This is a genomic window from Gemmatimonadota bacterium, assembly GCA_039715185.1.
Taxonomy (GTDB): domain Bacteria; phylum Gemmatimonadota; class Gemmatimonadetes; order Longimicrobiales; family RSA9; genus DATHRK01.
Window position 1 is genome coordinate 14,741 of the sequence record JBDLIA010000004.1, and the last position, 15,793, is coordinate 30,533.

The 15,793-nt window shown below is 70.6% G+C and carries 16 protein-coding genes and 1 tRNA gene; 15 read left to right on the forward strand and 2 right to left on the reverse strand.

The window, feature by feature from the left end; genetic code table 11:
- The first annotated feature begins 71 nt into the window (after nt 1-71).
- From ABFS34_01385 to ABFS34_01410, 6 genes are all read left to right on the forward strand, one after another.
- Nucleotides 72-809: a Yip1 family protein gene (locus ABFS34_01385; GenBank protein MEN8374083.1), complete on the forward strand. Its 738-nt coding sequence runs from the start codon at nt 72-74 to the stop codon at nt 807-809.
- Between the two features lie 105 nt (nt 810-914).
- A complete protein-coding gene (gene gltX / locus ABFS34_01390) occupies nt 915-2,384 on the forward strand; it encodes a glutamate--tRNA ligase (protein MEN8374084.1) in 1,470 nt (489 codons plus the stop codon).
- A gap of 55 nt (nt 2,385-2,439) precedes the next feature.
- Nucleotides 2,440-2,512 (forward strand) — tRNA-Gln (locus ABFS34_01395).
- Between the two features lie 53 nt (nt 2,513-2,565).
- Nucleotides 2,566-3,189, forward strand: coding sequence for a transcriptional repressor LexA (lexA, locus tag ABFS34_01400; GenBank protein MEN8374085.1), 624 nt, complete (start codon nt 2,566-2,568; stop codon nt 3,187-3,189).
- A gap of 40 nt (nt 3,190-3,229) precedes the next feature.
- Nucleotides 3,230-3,727 carry a tRNA adenosine(34) deaminase TadA gene (gene tadA / locus ABFS34_01405; protein ID MEN8374086.1) on the forward strand — a complete coding sequence of 166 codons (498 nt, stop codon included), beginning with the start codon at nt 3,230-3,232 and terminating at the stop codon, nt 3,725-3,727.
- Entirely contained in the window at nt 3,724-4,707 is a 984-nt protein-coding gene (locus ABFS34_01410) for a D-glycerate dehydrogenase (protein MEN8374087.1), read from the forward strand. Before tadA ends, ABFS34_01410 begins: the two co-directional genes overlap by 4 nt.
- On the opposite strand, the gene ABFS34_01415 is transcribed toward ABFS34_01410, so the two are convergent.
- Nucleotides 4,704-6,377, reverse strand: coding sequence for a Na+/H+ antiporter NhaC family protein (locus ABFS34_01415; protein MEN8374088.1), 1,674 nt, complete (start codon nt 6,375-6,377; stop codon nt 4,704-4,706). The two genes, ABFS34_01410 and ABFS34_01415, sit on opposite strands and share 4 nt — an antisense overlap.
- Nucleotides 6,378-6,607: 230 nt before the next feature.
- Here ABFS34_01415 and pyrR point away from each other — a divergent pair, with 230 nt between their 5' ends.
- The 4 genes from pyrR to ABFS34_01435 are packed head-to-tail and all read left to right on the forward strand — an operon-like array spanning nt 6,608 to nt 10,567.
- Entirely contained in the window at nt 6,608-7,168 is a 561-nt protein-coding gene (gene pyrR, locus ABFS34_01420; GenBank protein ID MEN8374089.1) for a bifunctional pyr operon transcriptional regulator/uracil phosphoribosyltransferase PyrR, read from the forward strand.
- A 5-nt stretch (nt 7,169-7,173) separates the two neighbouring features.
- Nucleotides 7,174-8,133 carry an aspartate carbamoyltransferase catalytic subunit gene (locus ABFS34_01425; protein ID MEN8374090.1) on the forward strand — a complete coding sequence of 320 codons (960 nt, stop codon included), beginning with the start codon at nt 7,174-7,176 and terminating at the stop codon, nt 8,131-8,133.
- A complete protein-coding gene (locus ABFS34_01430) occupies nt 8,130-9,425 on the forward strand; it encodes a dihydroorotase (GenBank protein ID MEN8374091.1) in 1,296 nt (431 codons plus the stop codon). Before ABFS34_01425 ends, ABFS34_01430 begins: the two co-directional genes overlap by 4 nt.
- Nucleotides 9,422-10,567, forward strand: a complete 1,146-nt coding sequence (locus ABFS34_01435) for an HD domain-containing protein (GenBank protein ID MEN8374092.1) — start codon at nt 9,422-9,424, stop codon at nt 10,565-10,567. Before ABFS34_01430 ends, ABFS34_01435 begins: the two co-directional genes overlap by 4 nt.
- An 86-nt stretch (nt 10,568-10,653) precedes the next feature.
- Here the strand turns inward: ABFS34_01435 and rpsT are convergent, their stop codons facing one another.
- A complete protein-coding gene (rpsT, locus tag ABFS34_01440; GenBank protein ID MEN8374093.1) occupies nt 10,654-10,917 on the reverse strand; it encodes a 30S ribosomal protein S20 in 264 nt (87 codons plus the stop codon).
- A gap of 152 nt (nt 10,918-11,069) precedes the next feature.
- On the opposite strand from rpsT, the gene ABFS34_01445 reads away from it, so the two are divergent.
- From ABFS34_01445 to ABFS34_01465, 5 genes are read left to right on the forward strand one after another with little or no spacing between them, the layout of a single operon-like run.
- Nucleotides 11,070-11,723, forward strand: a complete 654-nt coding sequence (locus ABFS34_01445) for a site-2 protease family protein (protein MEN8374094.1) — start codon at nt 11,070-11,072, stop codon at nt 11,721-11,723.
- On the forward strand, nt 11,720-12,661 hold the full coding sequence (locus tag ABFS34_01450; protein ID MEN8374095.1) for a segregation/condensation protein A: 942 nt from the start codon (nt 11,720-11,722) through the stop codon (nt 12,659-12,661). The genes ABFS34_01445 and ABFS34_01450 overlap by 4 nt, the downstream gene beginning before the upstream one ends.
- Nucleotides 12,658-13,362 (forward strand): SMC-Scp complex subunit ScpB, encoded by a 705-nt coding sequence (gene scpB, locus ABFS34_01455; protein MEN8374096.1) that lies wholly within the window; start codon nt 12,658-12,660, stop codon nt 13,360-13,362. The genes ABFS34_01450 and scpB overlap by 4 nt, the downstream gene beginning before the upstream one ends.
- Nucleotides 13,355-14,113 (forward strand): pseudouridine synthase, encoded by a 759-nt coding sequence (locus tag ABFS34_01460; protein ID MEN8374097.1) that lies wholly within the window; start codon nt 13,355-13,357, stop codon nt 14,111-14,113. Before scpB ends, ABFS34_01460 begins: the two co-directional genes overlap by 8 nt.
- Nucleotides 14,113-15,771 (forward strand): short-chain dehydrogenase, encoded by a 1,659-nt coding sequence (locus ABFS34_01465; GenBank protein MEN8374098.1) that lies wholly within the window; start codon nt 14,113-14,115, stop codon nt 15,769-15,771. Before ABFS34_01460 ends, ABFS34_01465 begins: the two co-directional genes overlap by 1 nt.
- Nucleotides 15,772-15,793 lie beyond the last annotated feature (22 nt).

A 15,793-nucleotide genomic window follows, 5' to 3' on the forward strand; every position in this document is an offset into this window, starting at 1 on the left:
GATCTTGAAGGAACCCCACCCGGGCGTCGTAGGGGTGCGGGGACTTCACACCACGCCACGCGGAGGCAGCCATGGACGAGTACTCCCAGCAGGAGCCGCCGGTCCAGGAAGAGGCGGCTAGCGAAGCCGGCTTGTTCGAGGATCTGATCGACGTCTTTTTCAACCCGAGGGAGCTGTTCGCGCGTCGTCGGGACGGGAAATTCTGGGGCGGCCTCATCACCCTCGTCGTGCTGTCGGCCGTGCTCGTATACGCTGCGGCGAGCGCGATCGGCCCGGTCCTGCAAATGGAGGCTATCCGCCTCATGGCGGCCAACCCCAACGTCGAGCCCGGAACGGCGCCGCCAGGCTTCCTGACCAACCCGGTCCTGCAGGCTGGCTTCGGTGCGGTCATGACCTTCATCAGCATGTTCGTCTTGGGTCTGTTCATCTGGGCGGTGGGACGAATCCTCGGCGGTGAGCTCGGCTACGGTCACGGCGTGGCGATCGGCACCTTCGCCGCGTTCCCAAGGCTGCTCGCGCCCATCGCCGAAATCGTCCAGAGCCTCTTCGTGGACCTCAACGCTCTTACCGCGCGCGCCCAATTGTCGCTGGGGCCTGCCCGCTTCCTCGATCCGGAGACTTCCAGCGCCGTCACCCAGGCGATCGCGGGGCGGCTGGATCTCACGGTCGTGTGGGCCACCATCCTGATCGGCGTGGGTTACGTCGTCACCGCGCGCCTGACGCGGGGCAAGGCTGCCACCGGGGCGATCCTGATCTGGGGCGTCGCGACCGTGCTCGCGCTGGGCGGCGCCGCCCTCTCCGGGGGCTGATCCGACGTTGACGCTCCGCGCGGGTGCCGGTAGTCTGCGGCACCCGCGCCCGGAGCATCCGGGAGCGCGTCCGGGTCGACGCACCTCCGTTCCCGAACCAGCGCAATGAGCTCAGACCTTCGCGTCCGTTTCGCGCCCTCGCCGACGGGCTTTCTGCACGTCGGCGGCGCCCGCACGGCGCTCTTCAACTGGCTGCACGCGCGCAGGCACGGAGGCGTGGTCCTGCTGCGCATCGAGGACACCGATCGGGCGCGTTCCACCGACGAGATGACCGGCGCCATCCTGGACGGCATGACGTGGCTGGGGCTGGACTGGGACGAGGGGCCGGTGTACCAGGCGGACGGGCTGGAGCGACACAAGGGCGACGTCGCTCGGCTGCTGGAGGTGGGCGCCGCGTATCGGTGCTTCTGCACGCCGGAGCGCATCGAGGCGGAGCGGAGGGCGGCGGCCGAGCGCAAGGAAGCCTGGCGCTACGACCGGCTGTGCCTGCGCGAGGTCACGCCCGAAGAGTCCGCCCGACGGGCCGAGGCCGGCGAGCCGTTCGTCGTGCGCATGGGCATCCCGGAGGGCGAGACCACCTGGGAAGACGCGGTCCACGGTCCCATGCGCTTCGCCAACAAGGACATCGAGGATTTCATCGTCCTGCGTACTGACGGCACGCCGATCTACAACCTGGCCGTGGTGAGCGACGACGCGCACATGCGCGTCACCCACGTGATCCGCGGCGACGACCACCTCTCCAACACGCCCAAGCAGATCCAGATCTACCGGGCGCTCGGTTGGCCCGAGCCGGTCTTCGCGCACGTGCCCATGATCCTCGGGTCGGACGGCAAGCGGCTGTCCAAGCGGCACGGCGCGACGGCCGTCGCGGAGTATCGCGAGCTTGGCATCCTGCCGTGGGCGATGGTCAACTTCCTGGCGCTGCTCGGTTGGTCGCCGGGTCAGGACGAGGAGATCTTCGACGTCGACGAGCTCGTCGCCCGCTTCGACCTGGCCGACGTGCAGAAGCGCAGCGCGGTATTCGACACGCGCAAGCTCGAGTGGCTGAACGGTCAGCACATCAGCCGGGCATCGGCCGAGACCCTGGACGGCATCGTCACGCCGATGCTGATCGACAGCGGACTGGTCGACGCGAACGCGCTGGACGAGCGTCGAGCCTGGTACCTGGGTCTCCTGGACATGCTGAAGGTGCGCGCGCGCACCTTCGACGATTTCGTGAAGCAGGCGCGGCCCTACTTCGAGGAGGACGTCGAGTACGAGGAGGCCGCGACCAGGAAGCACTGGAAGCGGCCGGCCGAGGTCGCGAGCAACCTGGCCGAGTTGCGGACCAGGTTCGCCGGCGTCGCCGAGTGGGGCCAGGAACGCCTGGAGCCGGCGCTGCGAGGGCTCGCGGAGGAGCGCGAAATGGGCGCCGGGAAGCTGATCCACCCGCTCCGCATCGCGCTCACGGGCATGGCCGTCTCGCCGGGGATCTTCGAGGTTCTCGGCGCGATGGGACGGGAGCGCACGTTGCGCCGGATCGACGCCGCCTTGCCCGAGTTGGAACGCCGCGCTGCGGAGGCGATCGAGGCCTGAGGCTGGGTGGTTGACCCCTACCCGGCCCGCTCGTACCGTATCGACTCGCCGTTCTTGCCCCTTGGTGTAACTGGCAACACGCCTGACTCTGGATCAGGAGAGTCCTGGTTCGATCCCAGGAGGGGCAATGCCGCCGCTGGCGGAAGCCGCACACGCTCGCACCTGACGACGGGACTGAGCGATGGAGCCTCTCACGGCCCTCGAGCGGGACATCTACCGTTACCTGGTGGAGTACGTCCGGGAGCACACCTACCAGCCGTCCGTGCGCGAGATCGGGCGCCGTTTCGAGATCGGGAGCACCAAGACGGTCGCGGCGCATCTGTGCGCTCTCGCGGGGAAGGGTTGGGTCGAACGCGACCCGTCCCGGTCGCGCGGAATTCGACTCGTGGGCAGCAGCGTCTTTCCCGACTGCATCGAGGTGCAATCGTTCCGCGGCGTGGCCACCGAGGGCGAACCGTTCTGCGAGGATCTGTGCGACGGCAGCTATCACCTCGATCGCTCGCTCGCGGGCTGCGACGAAGCCTTCCTGTTTCCGATGGCGGACGACAGCATGAGCGAGGATGGCATCCTGGACGGGGACACCCTCGTGGTCGCCCCGGCGACGGAGCGAGACGTCAGCGCGGGCGAGCTCATCCTTGCGCGCATCGACGGCGACAGCGTCGTGAGACGCGTCCCCGAGGACCCTCGCGGGGGGAGCGCGGGCAACGGCTCCACGCCGTCGTGGCTTTCCCCCGAACACCGGCCGGCGCGCATCCTGGGTCGCGTGGTGGGCGTCTATCGGCAGTACGCCGGCCGCGCCCGCTGACGAGCTCCCACTCGCGGCGCGCGCCGCGCCTATCCCTCTCGTGAACGCACCCCCGGACGGACCCGTCGCCGCGCCGTTCACCCCCGCCGAGCCGCAGGACGCGCCGTGGATGGAGCGCGCCCTGGAACAGGCGCGGGCCGCGGCGCGCGCCGAGGAGGTGCCGGTGGGCGCCGTGGTCGTGAAGGACGGCCGCCTTCTGGCGGAGGCCTCCAACCGCACCTGCACCGACGCCGACCCCACCGCGCACGCCGAGATTCTGGCGCTGCGGCTGGCCGGCTCACGCGTGGGCGACTGGAGGCTGGAGGGCGCCACCCTCTACGTCACGCTGGAGCCGTGCGCGATGTGCGCGGGGGCCGCGGTGCTGGCGCGCCTCGAACGGGTGGTGTACGCGGCCGCCGATCCCAAGGCCGGAATGGTGGGATCGCTCGGCTGCATCCCCGCGGACCCGCGCCTCAACCATCGCCCGCGCCTGACCCGAGGCGTGCTCGCCGAGGAGGCGGGCGAGCTCCTGCGTGGCTTCTTCCGGGAGCGCCGGTGAGCGAGCACCGGGTGCTCGTGGCCGGCCAACTCGCGGAATTCCTGGCGGAGACCGAGATCCCAGACGACGTCCAGGTCTCCCTCCTCGCCGAAGAGGATCCCGTGCCGCGCGACGACGCGGTGGGCCTGCTTCCGCTCCTGACCCGCCGGGTGGGCGCCGACGAAATGGATCTGCTGCCGCAGCTCCGCGTCATCGCCAACTACGGTGTCGGCCACGACAACGTCGACCTCACCGCCGCCCGCGCCCGCGGCATCGGCGTGTCCAACACACCGGGCGCGCTCACCATGGCCACCGCCGAGCTGACGTGGGCGCTGATCCTGGCGGTGGCCCGGCGCATCGCCGAGGGCGAGCGACTCGCGCGCAGCGGCGCGTGGGACGGGTGGCACCCCACGCAGCTCCTGGGGATGGGGCTGGACGGCCGCGTCCTGGGTATCGTCGGCGCCGGCCGCATCGGCACCGAGGTGGGCAAGCGGGCTGCCGCGTTCGGCATGGGGGTGGTCTACACCAGCCGCTCGCACAACCGTTCATTGGAGCGTCAGGTCGGGGCCCGGCGGGTTCCCCTGGATGAGCTGCTCGTGGCCGCCGACGTGGTCTCGCTGCACGTGGCGCTGACGCCCGAAACGACCCACTTGATGGACGAAGCCGCGCTGGACCTGATGAAGCCCGGAGCGATCCTGGTGAACACCGCGCGCGGACCGGTGGTGGACGAGGAGGCGCTGACCGACGCGCTCGAGTCGGGGCGACTGAGGGCCGCCGGACTGGACGTGTACGAGGCGGAGCCCCACATCTCCGGGCGCCTGCGGGCGCTCCCCAACGCGGTGCTGCTCCCGCACCTGGGCAGCGCCACCGACCGCGCCCGCCGGGGCATGTGGGAGTTGGCCTGGGACAACCTCCTGCGCGGGGTGCGCTTCGGGAAGCTGCGCAACCCCGTTACGACGCGCCGGCCGGAGGGTCCGGAGCGAGGCGAAGGCGCTTCCTAGACCGCCTCCAGCGCTTCCTCGGCCAAATCCTGGCTCGACTCCAGGGGGCCCCCATCGACAGGCTCGCCCAGGGTCCTCAGCGCTACTATCAAGACCCCGATACCGATCAGTATCGACAGCCACGGCGGCATCCCGAGAGCCGACGCCACATCGCCCACCACGATCGCCACGAACGCGACCAGCAGCGCGTACGGCAGTTGCGTGCGCACGTGGTCGACGTGGTCGCAGGCCGACGCGAGCGAGCTCATCACCGTGGTGTCCGAAATCGGCGAGCAGTGGTCGCCGAAGATCGAGCCGGCCATGATCGAGCTGATCGCCCCGAGCAGGATCGTCTGACCGGCGCCTCCGGCGAAGCCCACGCCGGCGCCCATGTTCACCGCGAGCGGCACCACGACGGGGAAGAGGATGGCCATCGTGCCCCACGAAGACCCTGTCGCGAAGGCCACCGCTGCGGCGACGATGGTGACGAGCGCGGGCAGCGACCACAGCGGCAGCGACTCGCTGAGCACTCCGGTCAGATACGGCCCCGTCCCGAGCGCCTCGGTGACGTCCCCGATCGACCACGCGAGCGTCAGGATGACCATCGCCAGCATCATCGAGCGCATGCCGCCGACGAACGCGTCCATCGCCTCGGCGGCGCGCAGCAGGCGCTGGCCCGTGGCGAGCAAAACCGCCGTGAGCGCGCCCAGCATGGAGCCCCAGAGCAGCGACTTGTAGGGGTCGGCCGCGCCGACCACCTCCCACACCGTGTGGTCGCCCTCGCCGAGGCTCGCCGCCCCGCTGGTCCAGATGCCGGCGATCACCCCCAAGACGACGACGATGACCGGAACCGCGGCGTTGGGCCAGCGGTGGGGAGTATCCTCGTCGGGCTGCATCAGGCCGCCGTCGGCGCTGGTGGCGGGAGCCGAGCCGGGCCGCGTCACGCCGCCGCCCGAGGCCGCCCGACGCTCCGCCTGGAGCATCGGCCCGAACTCGCGTCGCATGATGATCGTGAGCACCACGAAGAACAGCGCGAGGATTGGGTAGAACAGGTAGGGGATCGAGTGCAGGAACACGCTGAACGGGTTGTCCGCGCCCGCCTGCAGGTCCGCCGCGAGGGCCACGTCGGTGGCCTGCGTGGCCGCCGCGCCCAACGCCTCCCCGATCAACGAAATCTCGAACCCGACCCAGGTGCTCACCACCGCGATGGCGGCCATGGGAGCGGCCGTGGAATCGACCACGTAGGCCAGCTTCTCGCGCGAAATACTGAGCCTGTCGGTGACCGGCCGGAACGTGTTGCCTACGATCAGCGTGTTGGAGTAGTCGTCGAAGAAGATCACTAGCCCGCCCAGCCAGGTCAGGAACTGGCCGCGTCTGCGCGAGGTGGCGTAGGGCCGCAGCGCCTCGACGATCCCCAGCGTGCCTCCGGACCGGCTCATCACCCCCACCATGCCCCCGAGCAGGAGGGTGAAGATCACGATCGCGACGTGGTCGGCGTCGAACAGGGCCCCCAGGAGGAACTGGTCCACGGTGCGGAGCGTGGCCGCGAACGGGTTCCAGTCGGCGAGGAAAAGGGCGCCGAGCCACACCCCCGCGAACAGGGAGATCACGACCTCCCGGAACACCAGGGCGGCGGCGATCGCCGCCAGGGGAGGCAAGATACTGAGCCAGCCGGGCTCTATGATTTCCATCGGCAACGGGTCTCCAGGGTCTCTCGCCGGGCGAATCCCGGGGGCGCTCCACGGGTAATACCGGCGGCGATTATAGACGGGTCCGCGCCCGCGCTGCAACGCGACGGGGCGCGCGCAAGCGCGTGCCCCATCGACACATTGACCATCCCGGGGGGCGCCGATACCTTGGCGCGACTCCGTGCTGGCCGCTGCGGCCGCGGGGCCCGACGACCCCCCTCAACCGGAAGCCGATGAGCCCGGGTACGCCCAGGGAACTGATGGACGAGCGTGCCGTAGAGCGCGCGCTCGCGCGCATGGCGCGCGAATTGGTGGAGCGCAACGGCGGCGTACGGGACATGGTACTGGTCGGCGTCCACCGGCGCGGCGTGCCGCTGTCGGAGCGCCTGGCGGACGAGATCGAGCGCGCCGAGGGCGCACGTCCGCCGGTGGGGTCGCTGGACATCACTCTGTACCGTGACGACCTGATGGCGATCGGCCCCAGGCCAGTGGTCGGCGAGAGCCGGCTGCCGGAGGGGGGCATCGACGGCCGCGCCGTGGTGATAGTGGACGACGTCTTCTACACCGGCAGGACCGTGCGGGCCGCGTTGGACGAGCTCGCCGACTTCGGCCGCCCCTCCCGCATCACCCTGTGCGTGCTGGTGGACCGCGGCGGCCGCGAGCTACCGATCCAGCCGGACGTCGTCGGCCTGACCGTTCAGGCGCGCGCCGAGCAGCGGGTCGAGGTGCTCATCCCACCTCTGGACGAGCGACTGGCCGTGGTCATGGCTGACCGGCCGGGGGACGAATCGTGACCAGCCTGCCGACCTTTCTGGGCAAGGACCTGATCGGCCTGGAGCACCTTTCCGCCGAACAGATCCTGGCGATTCTCGACACCGCGGAGACCTTCAAGGAGATCAGCGAGCGGCCCATCAAGAAAGTCCCCGTGCTGCGCGGAAAGACCATCGTCAACCTGTTCTTCGAGCCCTCCACGCGCACGCGCATTTCCTTCGAGTTCGCGGAGAAACGGCTCTCGGCGGACACGGTCAACGTGGCCGCGACGGGGTCCAGCGTAGCCAAGGGGGAGACCCTGGTGGACACCGCGCGCAACCTCGAGGCGATGCGCATAGACATGGTCGTGATCCGCCACTCGGCGTCTGGCGCGGCGCGTTTCCTGGCGGAGCGCATCCCGTCCAACGTGGTCAACGCCGGGGACGGACGTCACGAGCACCCCACGCAGGCGCTGCTGGACCTGCTCACGATCCGGGATCACCGCGGCAGGATCGACGGACTGAAGGTGTGCATCGTGGGTGACGTCCTGCACTCCAGGGTGGCGCGCTCCAACATCTGGGGCTTGCTCAGGCTGGGAGCCGAGGTGGCGGTATGCGGCCCGGCCACGCTGATGCCCGCGGCGGTCGAAACGCTGGGCGTGAGGTTCTTTCGGCGCATCGAGGAAGCCATCGAGTGGGCCGACGTGCTCAACGTGCTGCGGCTCCAGTTGGAGCGCATGCAGGCCGGCTACGTGCCGAGCCTGCGCGAGTACAACCGCTTCTTCGGCGTCAGCAACGACCGCCTGGCGGCGGCGTCCGACGACATCCTGGTGTTGCACCCGGGACCCATGAACCGCGGCGTGGAGATCGACAGCGACGTGGCCGACGGGCCGCACTCGGTGATCCTCGACCAGGTGACCAACGGCGTGGCCGTGCGCATGGCGGTCCTCTACCTGCTTGCCGGCGGCGCTCCGGAGGCGGCCGAGGCCGCCAAGGGCGGGGGACGATGACGCGCCCGCTGCTGATTCGGGGCGGCCGGGTGATCGACCCTTCGCGCGGCTTCGACGATGCCGCGGACGTGCTGCTCGTGGGTGGCCGCGTGGAGGCGGTGGGCACCGCCCTCGGCGCTCCGGATGGGGCGGACACGCTGGACGCCGCGGGGAAGGTGGTCTGCCCGGGGCTGGTGGACGTCCACGTGCACCTGCGCGAGCCCGGCGGGGAGCGCAAAGAGACCATAGCAACGGGTTCGCTCGCGGCGGCCGCGGGGGGCTTCACCACCATCTGCGCCATGCCCAACACCGACCCGCCGATCGACGACCCCGCGGCGGTGGGCTTCGTGAGCGCGGCGGGAGCACGCGCCGGACACGCGCGCGTGTTCCCCCTGGGCGCGGTGTCCGTGGGCCTCGCAGGCGAGCGGCTCGCCCCGGTCGGCGAGATGGTGGAGGCGGGCGCAGTGGGCATCACCGACGACGGCCATCCGGTCTACGACGCCGGTCTGATGCGCCTGGCCCTCGAGTACGGCCGCTCGTTCGACATCCCGGTGGCGAGCCACTGTGAGGTGCGGAGCCTCTCGCGCGGGGGCTCGATGAACGAGGGGGTCGTGTCGACCCGGCTCGGGCTGACCGGCATGCCGAACGCAGCCGAAGACGTGATGATCGCGCGCGACCTGTTTCTGGCGGAGCTGACCGGCGGCAGGGTTCATATCCAGCACGTCACCACCAAGCGGGGCACGGAGCTGATTCGGGACGCCAAGGCGCGCGGCGTGACGGTCACCGCCGAGGGCACACCGCACCATTTTTCGCTCACGGATGAGGCCGTCGAGGGGTACCAGACCCACGCCAAGGTGAACCCGCCGCTCCGGTCCGAGCAGGACCGCCGCGCGGTCCTCGCGGCGGTCGCGGACGGGACGCTGGACTGCATCGCGACGGACCATGCCCCGCACCACTACGATGAGAAGGAGCAGGCCTTCGACGACGCGCCGTTCGGCCTGATCGGGCTGGAGACCGCGCTCGGTGTGTCTCTGAGTAGATTGGTTGTGGATCAACATCTCAGCCTTCCGGACCTGATTCATCGAATGAGTACCGGACCCGCGCGCGCGTTCGGGCTGAACGCGGGCACTCTGGCGCTGGGCGCTCCCGCTGACGTGACCGTGATCGACACGGCGGCGAGTTGGACGGTGGACGCGCGTACGTTCCGCTCGCGCAGCCGCAACACCCCCTTCGACGGCTGGACCCTGACCGGCCGGGCGGTCGCAACGATCGTGGGCGGCGCGGTCGTGCACGCGATGGATGGGGCGGAATGAGCGAGGCCCAGGCGCTCCAGACGCCGCGCGAGTGGCTAGGCGAGGCTCCGTTCCCGTGGCCCTCGTTCGAGTCGGTGGAGGACGGCGCACTGCTGCGCGCGTGTTTCTTCGTCACCGAACTGCGGGCTGACACCACGCGCGCCGGGCAACCGTACCTGCGCCTCCGCCTCGCCGATCGCAACGGCCTGCTGGAAGGGATGGTTTGGGACGACGTCGAGCGGATCGCGCCGACGGTTCGGCAGGGGGCGTACGTGGGCGTCAGCGGCCGGGTCGGCAGCTACAACGGGCGCAAGCAGCTGCGCGTCGAAGCCCTCGCGCCGCTGCGCGTGTCGCCGGAGGAGGCCGAGCTCTTCGTGCCGCGGTCGAGCCGCGACCCGCGCGAGATGGCGGCCGAGCTCGACGATCTGGTGGAGTCGATTTCCGACGATGGCCTGCGCGCGGTCGTGCGCCGCTGCCTGGACCCCGCGACGGACGTGGGTCGCCTGTTCTTGCGCTCGCCGGCCGCGAAGCGCAACCACCATGCCTACGCCGGTGGCCTGCTGGAGCACACGCTCTCGGTCACGCAGGCGTGCGACGGGCTGGCCCGGCACTACGGAGAGGACGTCGACCGCGATCTCCTGGTGGCCGGGGCGCTGCTGCACGACATCGGCAAGACACGCGAGATCAGCCTCGCGCCGGGTTTTCCCTATAGCGATGAGGGCCGCCTGCTGGGCCACATCGTCATCGGGCTGGCCCACGTCGAAGCCGCCGCGCGCCTGGAGCCCGGGCTCGACGAGGGGAGACGGACGCTGCTGCTGCACCTCATCGCAGCGCACCAGGGTCGCTACGAATGGCAGAGCCCTCGCGAGCCGATGATCCTCGAGGCGCTCCTGCTGCACTACGCGGACGATCTGGACGCGAAGATGGCTCAGGTGCGCGGGCGGCTCGCGCACGCCCCCGCGGCCGGCTGGAGCGGTTACGACCGTTCGCTGGGTCGAGAGTTCTACCGGCACCTGGCTCGCGAGCGCGCGGGAACGGGAGTGGTCGATGCGGCCGCGGAGGGGCGCTACGATACCGCCGATGCGGGTCCCGGCGCCGAGGATGTGGAGCCCGCCGAGTCGGGTCCGGGTGCGCCGTCCCTGTTCGACGCGTTGCCGGACTGAAGCCGATCCGCCGTAGCCTGGATGCGAAAAGGCCGCGCACCCCCTGCGGGAGTCGCGGCCTCGGCGCGTCGGTCCTAGGAGCCGCTCTAGGGCTGTCCGCCGAGCTCGGTCACGCGCTTGGCGAGCTGGGACTTCTTGCGCGCGGCCTTGTTGGGATGGATCAGCCGCCGAGAGGCGTACCGGTCGAGTATGGCGGCGGTCTCGCGGTAGGCCTCAGTGGCCTCGCCGGCGTCCGTCGCCGTCATGACCCGCTTGATGGCCGTACGCATGCGCGAGCGCTGGGCGCGATTGCGCTCCGAACGCTTGCGCGCCTGACGCATACGCTTCTCGGATCCCTTGATATTCGGCACGAAGAAAGTCTCCTGGACCGCTGCAACCATGGTTTCGGCAGCCAGCAACTCTACCGGGGCGGCAGGCGCCTGTCAATCCCGCGCGCGCTCGCAGGGCACGCGCTCGCGCGCGCCTGGCGCCGCCCGATTTCTTTGCCTTAGCTTCCCGGCCCATGGAACTGCTGCTTTTCCTGCCGCCGCTGCTGGTCGCCGTCGTCGTGCATGAGGTGGCGCACGCCTGGATGGCGCTCCGGCAGGGCGACGACACCGCCGCCCGGCTCGGGCGTGTCAGCCTACGGCCGCTGCGCCACCTGGATTTCTTCGGCAGCTTCCTGGTGCCGGTCATCCTATGGCTGGGCAACGCGCCGTTCCTGTTCGGCTGGGCGAAGCCGGTGCCGGTGAACCCGAGCAACTTTCGTGACCATCGTCGTGGCGACATCCTCGTGTCGCTTGCGGGCCCGGCGTCCAACTTCCTGCTGGCGGCCGCGAGCGTTGTCGCGGCGGTCCTCTTCGTCTGGGTGGGGCGCGTTGCGGGGCCGGTCGAGCCAGGCGTGTCTTTCGTGGCCGAAATGGCCCGCTTTTCGGTGTTCATCAACTTGCTTCTGGGGATTTTCAACCTGATCCCGATCCCGCCGCTGGACGGGTCCCACGTCCTCTACCACCTGTTGCCGGAGGAGCTGGGCCTCGCCTACCGGCGCGCCGGGCGCTTCGGCATCCTGCTGCTCGTCGGGCTGCTGTTCTTCGTGCCGGGTGCGTTCGACGTCATGTTGTGGCCGGTCGCGGCGATCGACCGCGTCGCGCTCGACCTCATCCGGTTGGCCACGTGAACGACCACGAGCGGCTGGAGGAAGTCCGGCCAGGCGAGGGACTGGAGGAGGCTGCGGTCAGGGCCGCCGTCGGGCCCGATGGGGCGCCCCCGCCGGTAGAGGTGGAGATGGTCGACCCGGAGGCGGTCGAGAGGGAAGCCCATGCGCCCGCCGCCCCGGACGCGGGGGGCGAGCCCCCGGACGAGTTCCTCGTCAGTCTGGACCGGTTCGCGGGTCCGTTGGATCTCCTGCTGCACCTGATTCGCGAGCAGGACATCGACATCCTCGATATCCCGGTGGGCAAAGTCACCGAGCAGTTCCTGGCGGCGATAGAGGGGATCGACGTGACGGGGCTGGACAACGCCGGTGACTTCCTGGAAATGGCGGCGACGCTGGTCCGCATCAAGGCGCGCATGCTGCTGCCCCGGCCGGCCGGTGCCACCGACCTCGAATCGGATCCGCGCTACGAGCTGGTGCGCCGGCTGCTGGAGTACGAGCACTTCCGCGAGGCCGCCAGGCGCATGGAGGTCGCCGAGACCGAGCGCGCCCGCCACTACGCGCGGGGCTACGTGCCGCCGGCTCCCGCGCCCAGCGTGCCCGAAGAGCTGCCCATAGAGTGGGCGGACGTCTGGGAGGCGACGCTGGGACTGGAGGGGCGCGAAAGAGAGCTCCGTCAGCATCAGGTAGCCCGGCGGGGGGTGCCGGTCGACCACAAGATGCGCGTGATAGTCGGCGCGCTCAGGCGCCTGAAGCGGGTCGAATTCCGGGAACTGGTGGCGCCTTTCCGCGACCGCCTGCACTCGATCGTGACGCTCCTGGCCGGGCTCGAGTTGGCCAGGAGTCAGCGGGTTTCCCTGAAGCAGAGCACGCCCTTCAGCCCCCTGTGGCTGTTCCGGGGGGAGAAGATCGACGAAGAGGACCCGGAGGGTCCGGGCGCCGAGGAGGGAGCGAAGCCATGACGCTGGTGCGGATCGTCGAGGCGCTCCTGTTCGCGAGCGACGCCCCGCTTTCGGCGGCGGACATCGCGCGCGCCGAACCCGACGTGGACGAGGCCACGGTGCTGGAGGCGATCGACGCCCTGCGGCGTGAGTACGACGAGGCGGACCGCGCGTTCGGCGTTTACGAGCTCGCGGGAGGCTTCCAGATCCTGACCCGGCCGGAGTTCGTTCCCTACCTCGAGCGTTTCGCCACGGTGAGCCGCAGCGCGAGGATATCCCCGGCCGCGCTGGAAGCGCTGGCCATCGTGGCCTACCGGCAACCGATCGGGCGGGCCGAGATTGAGGAGATCCGCGGCGTCGGCTCCGTCGGCGTGTTGCGGACCCTGGCGGAGCGGGACCTCATCGAAGTCGTGGGCCGGGGAGAGGGCCTGGGCCGGCCGCTCCTGTACGGAACCACGCGCAGGTTCCTGGACCACTTCGGGTACGCGTCGCTGGACGACCTGCCGAGGCCCGAGGAGTTGCCGGTGGTTCTGCGGCAGCAATTCGCGCTCGAGCCGGCAGAAGCCTCGGCGGAGACCGAAGCGGGCGGCGAGCCGGAGGCCGGAGCGCCTCCGGACGCGCGCGACCGGGAGGCCGAAGGAGCCCGCCTGGCCATGGTGGTGGAGGCGGAGGTGGACCGCGTGGTCGCCGCGGCCACGAGCCGCCCGCCGCCCAGTGAGTGAGGCCGGCGCCGAGGGGGTTCGGCTGCAGCGTCACCTGGCGCGGTGCGGGCACGGATCCCGGCGCAGCGCGGAGGCCTTGATCACGTCTGGACGGGTGCGCGTCAACGGTCGCCTCGTGACCGAGCTCGGCACCCGGGTGCGCCCCGAGCGGGACCGCGTGGAGGTCGACGGTCGCTTGGTCAGGCCGAGCGCGGAGACGTGGATCGCGCTGCACAAGCAGCGCGGGGCGGTCACCACGAGGCGCGATCCGCGGGGGCGACGCACGATCTACGACGCGCTCCCCGAGGAGTACGGCGAGTTGTTCCACGTCGGGCGCCTGGATCGGCAGAGCGAAGGGCTGCTGCTGCTGACCAACGATGGCGACACCGCGTACCGGCTCATGCATCCGCGCTTCAGGGTCCGCAGGGAATACGTGGTCCAGCCGGAGAAACGCCTGACTGACGCGGAGCTCGCTCGCCTGCGCGCGGGGGTCAAGCTGGAGGATGGCCGGGTGAGGCTCCTCACGCTCGAGCGCGTCGGCGGGCCCGGGGAGGAGGATGTGCGGATCCGCCTCGCGCTCGCGGAGGGCCGCAACCGAGAAATTCGTCGGCTTCTGGAAGCCATCGGCCACCGGGTGGTTCGGCTCCGGCGAGTTCGTTACGGACCGATTCGATTGGGCAAGCTGGCGCCGGGGCGGTGGCGGGAACTGACCGCCGAGGAGATAGAGGCGTTGAAGAAAACGAAGGCGGGGAAGGGGAGGCGGACCGCCTAATGGACATCGCCGGTAAGAGGGTGCTGATCCTGGGTGGGTCGGGGCTCGTGGGCCTCGCGGTCGCGCGCCGATTGCTGGAGCTACGCCCGGCGCGGTTGACCATCAGCGCGCTGCGACCGCACGAGACCGAGGCGGGGGTGGCGGAACTCGCTAGCGACGCGGAGCGCGCGGGCGCGGATCTGGGTGCCTCGTACGGCAACCTGTTCGTACCCCTCGCTCTCAAGGATCGCCCGCGCCGGGAAATCCTGGCGCACGCCGAGGCCCGCGGCCTCATTCTGGACGACATGCTGGGGGAGTTCAGCGCCGAGGTGGTGGAGCGCTCGACCCTCGGCGCGCTGGTGCTGGAGGAGCGGCCGGACATCGTCGTCGATTGCGTGAACACGGCGACCACGCTCGCCTATCAGAACGTATTCGAGAGCGCCCGCGGACTGCGCTCCGAGGCCGCCGGCGGAGGCGCCCCCGCGGATTCGGTCGAGCGGCACCTGGCGACCCTGTACCTGCCGCAGATGATCCGACACGTGCAGATCGCGCTCGACGCGATGCGTCGCGTCGGCACCGGATTCTATCTGAAGATCGGCACGTCCGGGACGGGAGGCATGGGGCTCAACGTGCCGTTCACCCACTCCGAGGAACGCCCGAGCGCGGTGCTGCTGGCCAAGGCGGGTTTGGCGGGCGCGCACACCATGTACCTGTTCCTGATGGCGCGCACGCCTGGCTCCCCCGCGGTGAAGGAGATCAAGCCGACCGCGGCGATCTCCTGGAAGCGAATCGGCTTCGGCCCGGTAAAGAGGGGCGGCGCGGCCATCGAGCGGTTCGACGCGGTGGAGCCCGTCCGGCTCGAGGGTGCGTTCGCGGGCGTATCACAGGGGGAGGCGTGGAGGCCCGCGGGCGGGCCGCTGGAGGGCGTCTACCTGGACGCGGGCGAGAACGGGCTCTTCAGCGCGCCCGAGTTCGAGGCGCTGACGGCGCTCGGGCTGATGGAGTACATCACCCCCGAAGAGATCGCTGACTCGGCGGTGCGGGAGATCACCGGGCGCCCCACGGGGCATGACGTGGTGGGCGCGCTGGACGCCGCCACGTCCGGGCCCACGTACCGGGCCGGCGTGCTCCGCGAGGTGGCGCTCGCGCGCATGGCGGAGCTGGAGGAGCAGCACGGCGTCGAACCCATCGCCTACGAAGCGCTGGGCCCACCCCGCCTGTCCAAGCTGCTCTTCGAGGCGAGCCTGCTGGGCCGACTCTTCGAGACCCTGGCGGACGCGGCCGAGCTGGACCCCGACGCCACCGCGGCGGCGGCGTGGAACATCGTCCAGCGCGACGACGAACTCCGCATCCGCATGATCAGCGTCGGCTTTCCGGTCCTGCTGCCGGACGGGTCGAGCCTGCTGCGGGGTCCCGTCGTGGTGGTCCCCCCCGACGACGGCACGCCTTTCGACGCCAGCGCCATCGACGCGGGCTGGGTGGACCTGCGCCCCCGCAACTGGGAGCGCTGGAAGGACAGGTTCGGGGCCATGCGCGAGCTGCCGACTGGGGCCGAGGCGGTGGACCGGGGATCGGGCGCGGACGTGGACCCTGGAACCCTGCGGGGGGCGCTCCGGCCCGGGCGCCTGGCAGCCTGGGTACTGCGCTACGAGGAAGCCGGGGAGCGGATCAAACGCTGAGCGCGCCGGCAGAGTCGCAGCA

What these genes read in the sequence shown, in the direction of transcription:
- ABFS34_01445 (MEN8374094.1), top strand. Translation starts at nt 11,070, where the DNA reads ATGGAACTGCTGCTTTTCCTGCCGCCGCTGCTGGTCGCCGTCGTCGTG.
- gltX (MEN8374084.1), top strand. Translation starts at nt 915, where the DNA reads ATGAGCTCAGACCTTCGCGTCCGTTTCGCGCCCTCGCCGACGGGCTTT.
- lexA (MEN8374085.1), top strand. Translation starts at nt 2,566, where the DNA reads ATGGAGCCTCTCACGGCCCTCGAGCGGGACATCTACCGTTACCTGGTG.
- ABFS34_01430 (MEN8374091.1), top strand. Translation starts at nt 8,130, where the DNA reads ATGACGCGCCCGCTGCTGATTCGGGGCGGCCGGGTGATCGACCCTTCG.
- ABFS34_01465 (MEN8374098.1), top strand. Translation starts at nt 14,113, where the DNA reads ATGGACATCGCCGGTAAGAGGGTGCTGATCCTGGGTGGGTCGGGGCTC.
- pyrR (MEN8374089.1), top strand. Translation starts at nt 6,608, where the DNA reads ATGAGCCCGGGTACGCCCAGGGAACTGATGGACGAGCGTGCCGTAGAG.
- ABFS34_01435 (MEN8374092.1), top strand. Translation starts at nt 9,422, where the DNA reads ATGAGCGAGGCCCAGGCGCTCCAGACGCCGCGCGAGTGGCTAGGCGAG.
- ABFS34_01385 (MEN8374083.1), top strand. Translation starts at nt 72, where the DNA reads ATGGACGAGTACTCCCAGCAGGAGCCGCCGGTCCAGGAAGAGGCGGCT.
- ABFS34_01415 (MEN8374088.1), bottom strand. Translation starts at nt 6,377, where the DNA reads ATGGAAATCATAGAGCCCGGCTGGCTCAGTATCTTGCCTCCCCTGGCG.
- scpB (MEN8374096.1), top strand. Translation starts at nt 12,658, where the DNA reads ATGACGCTGGTGCGGATCGTCGAGGCGCTCCTGTTCGCGAGCGACGCC.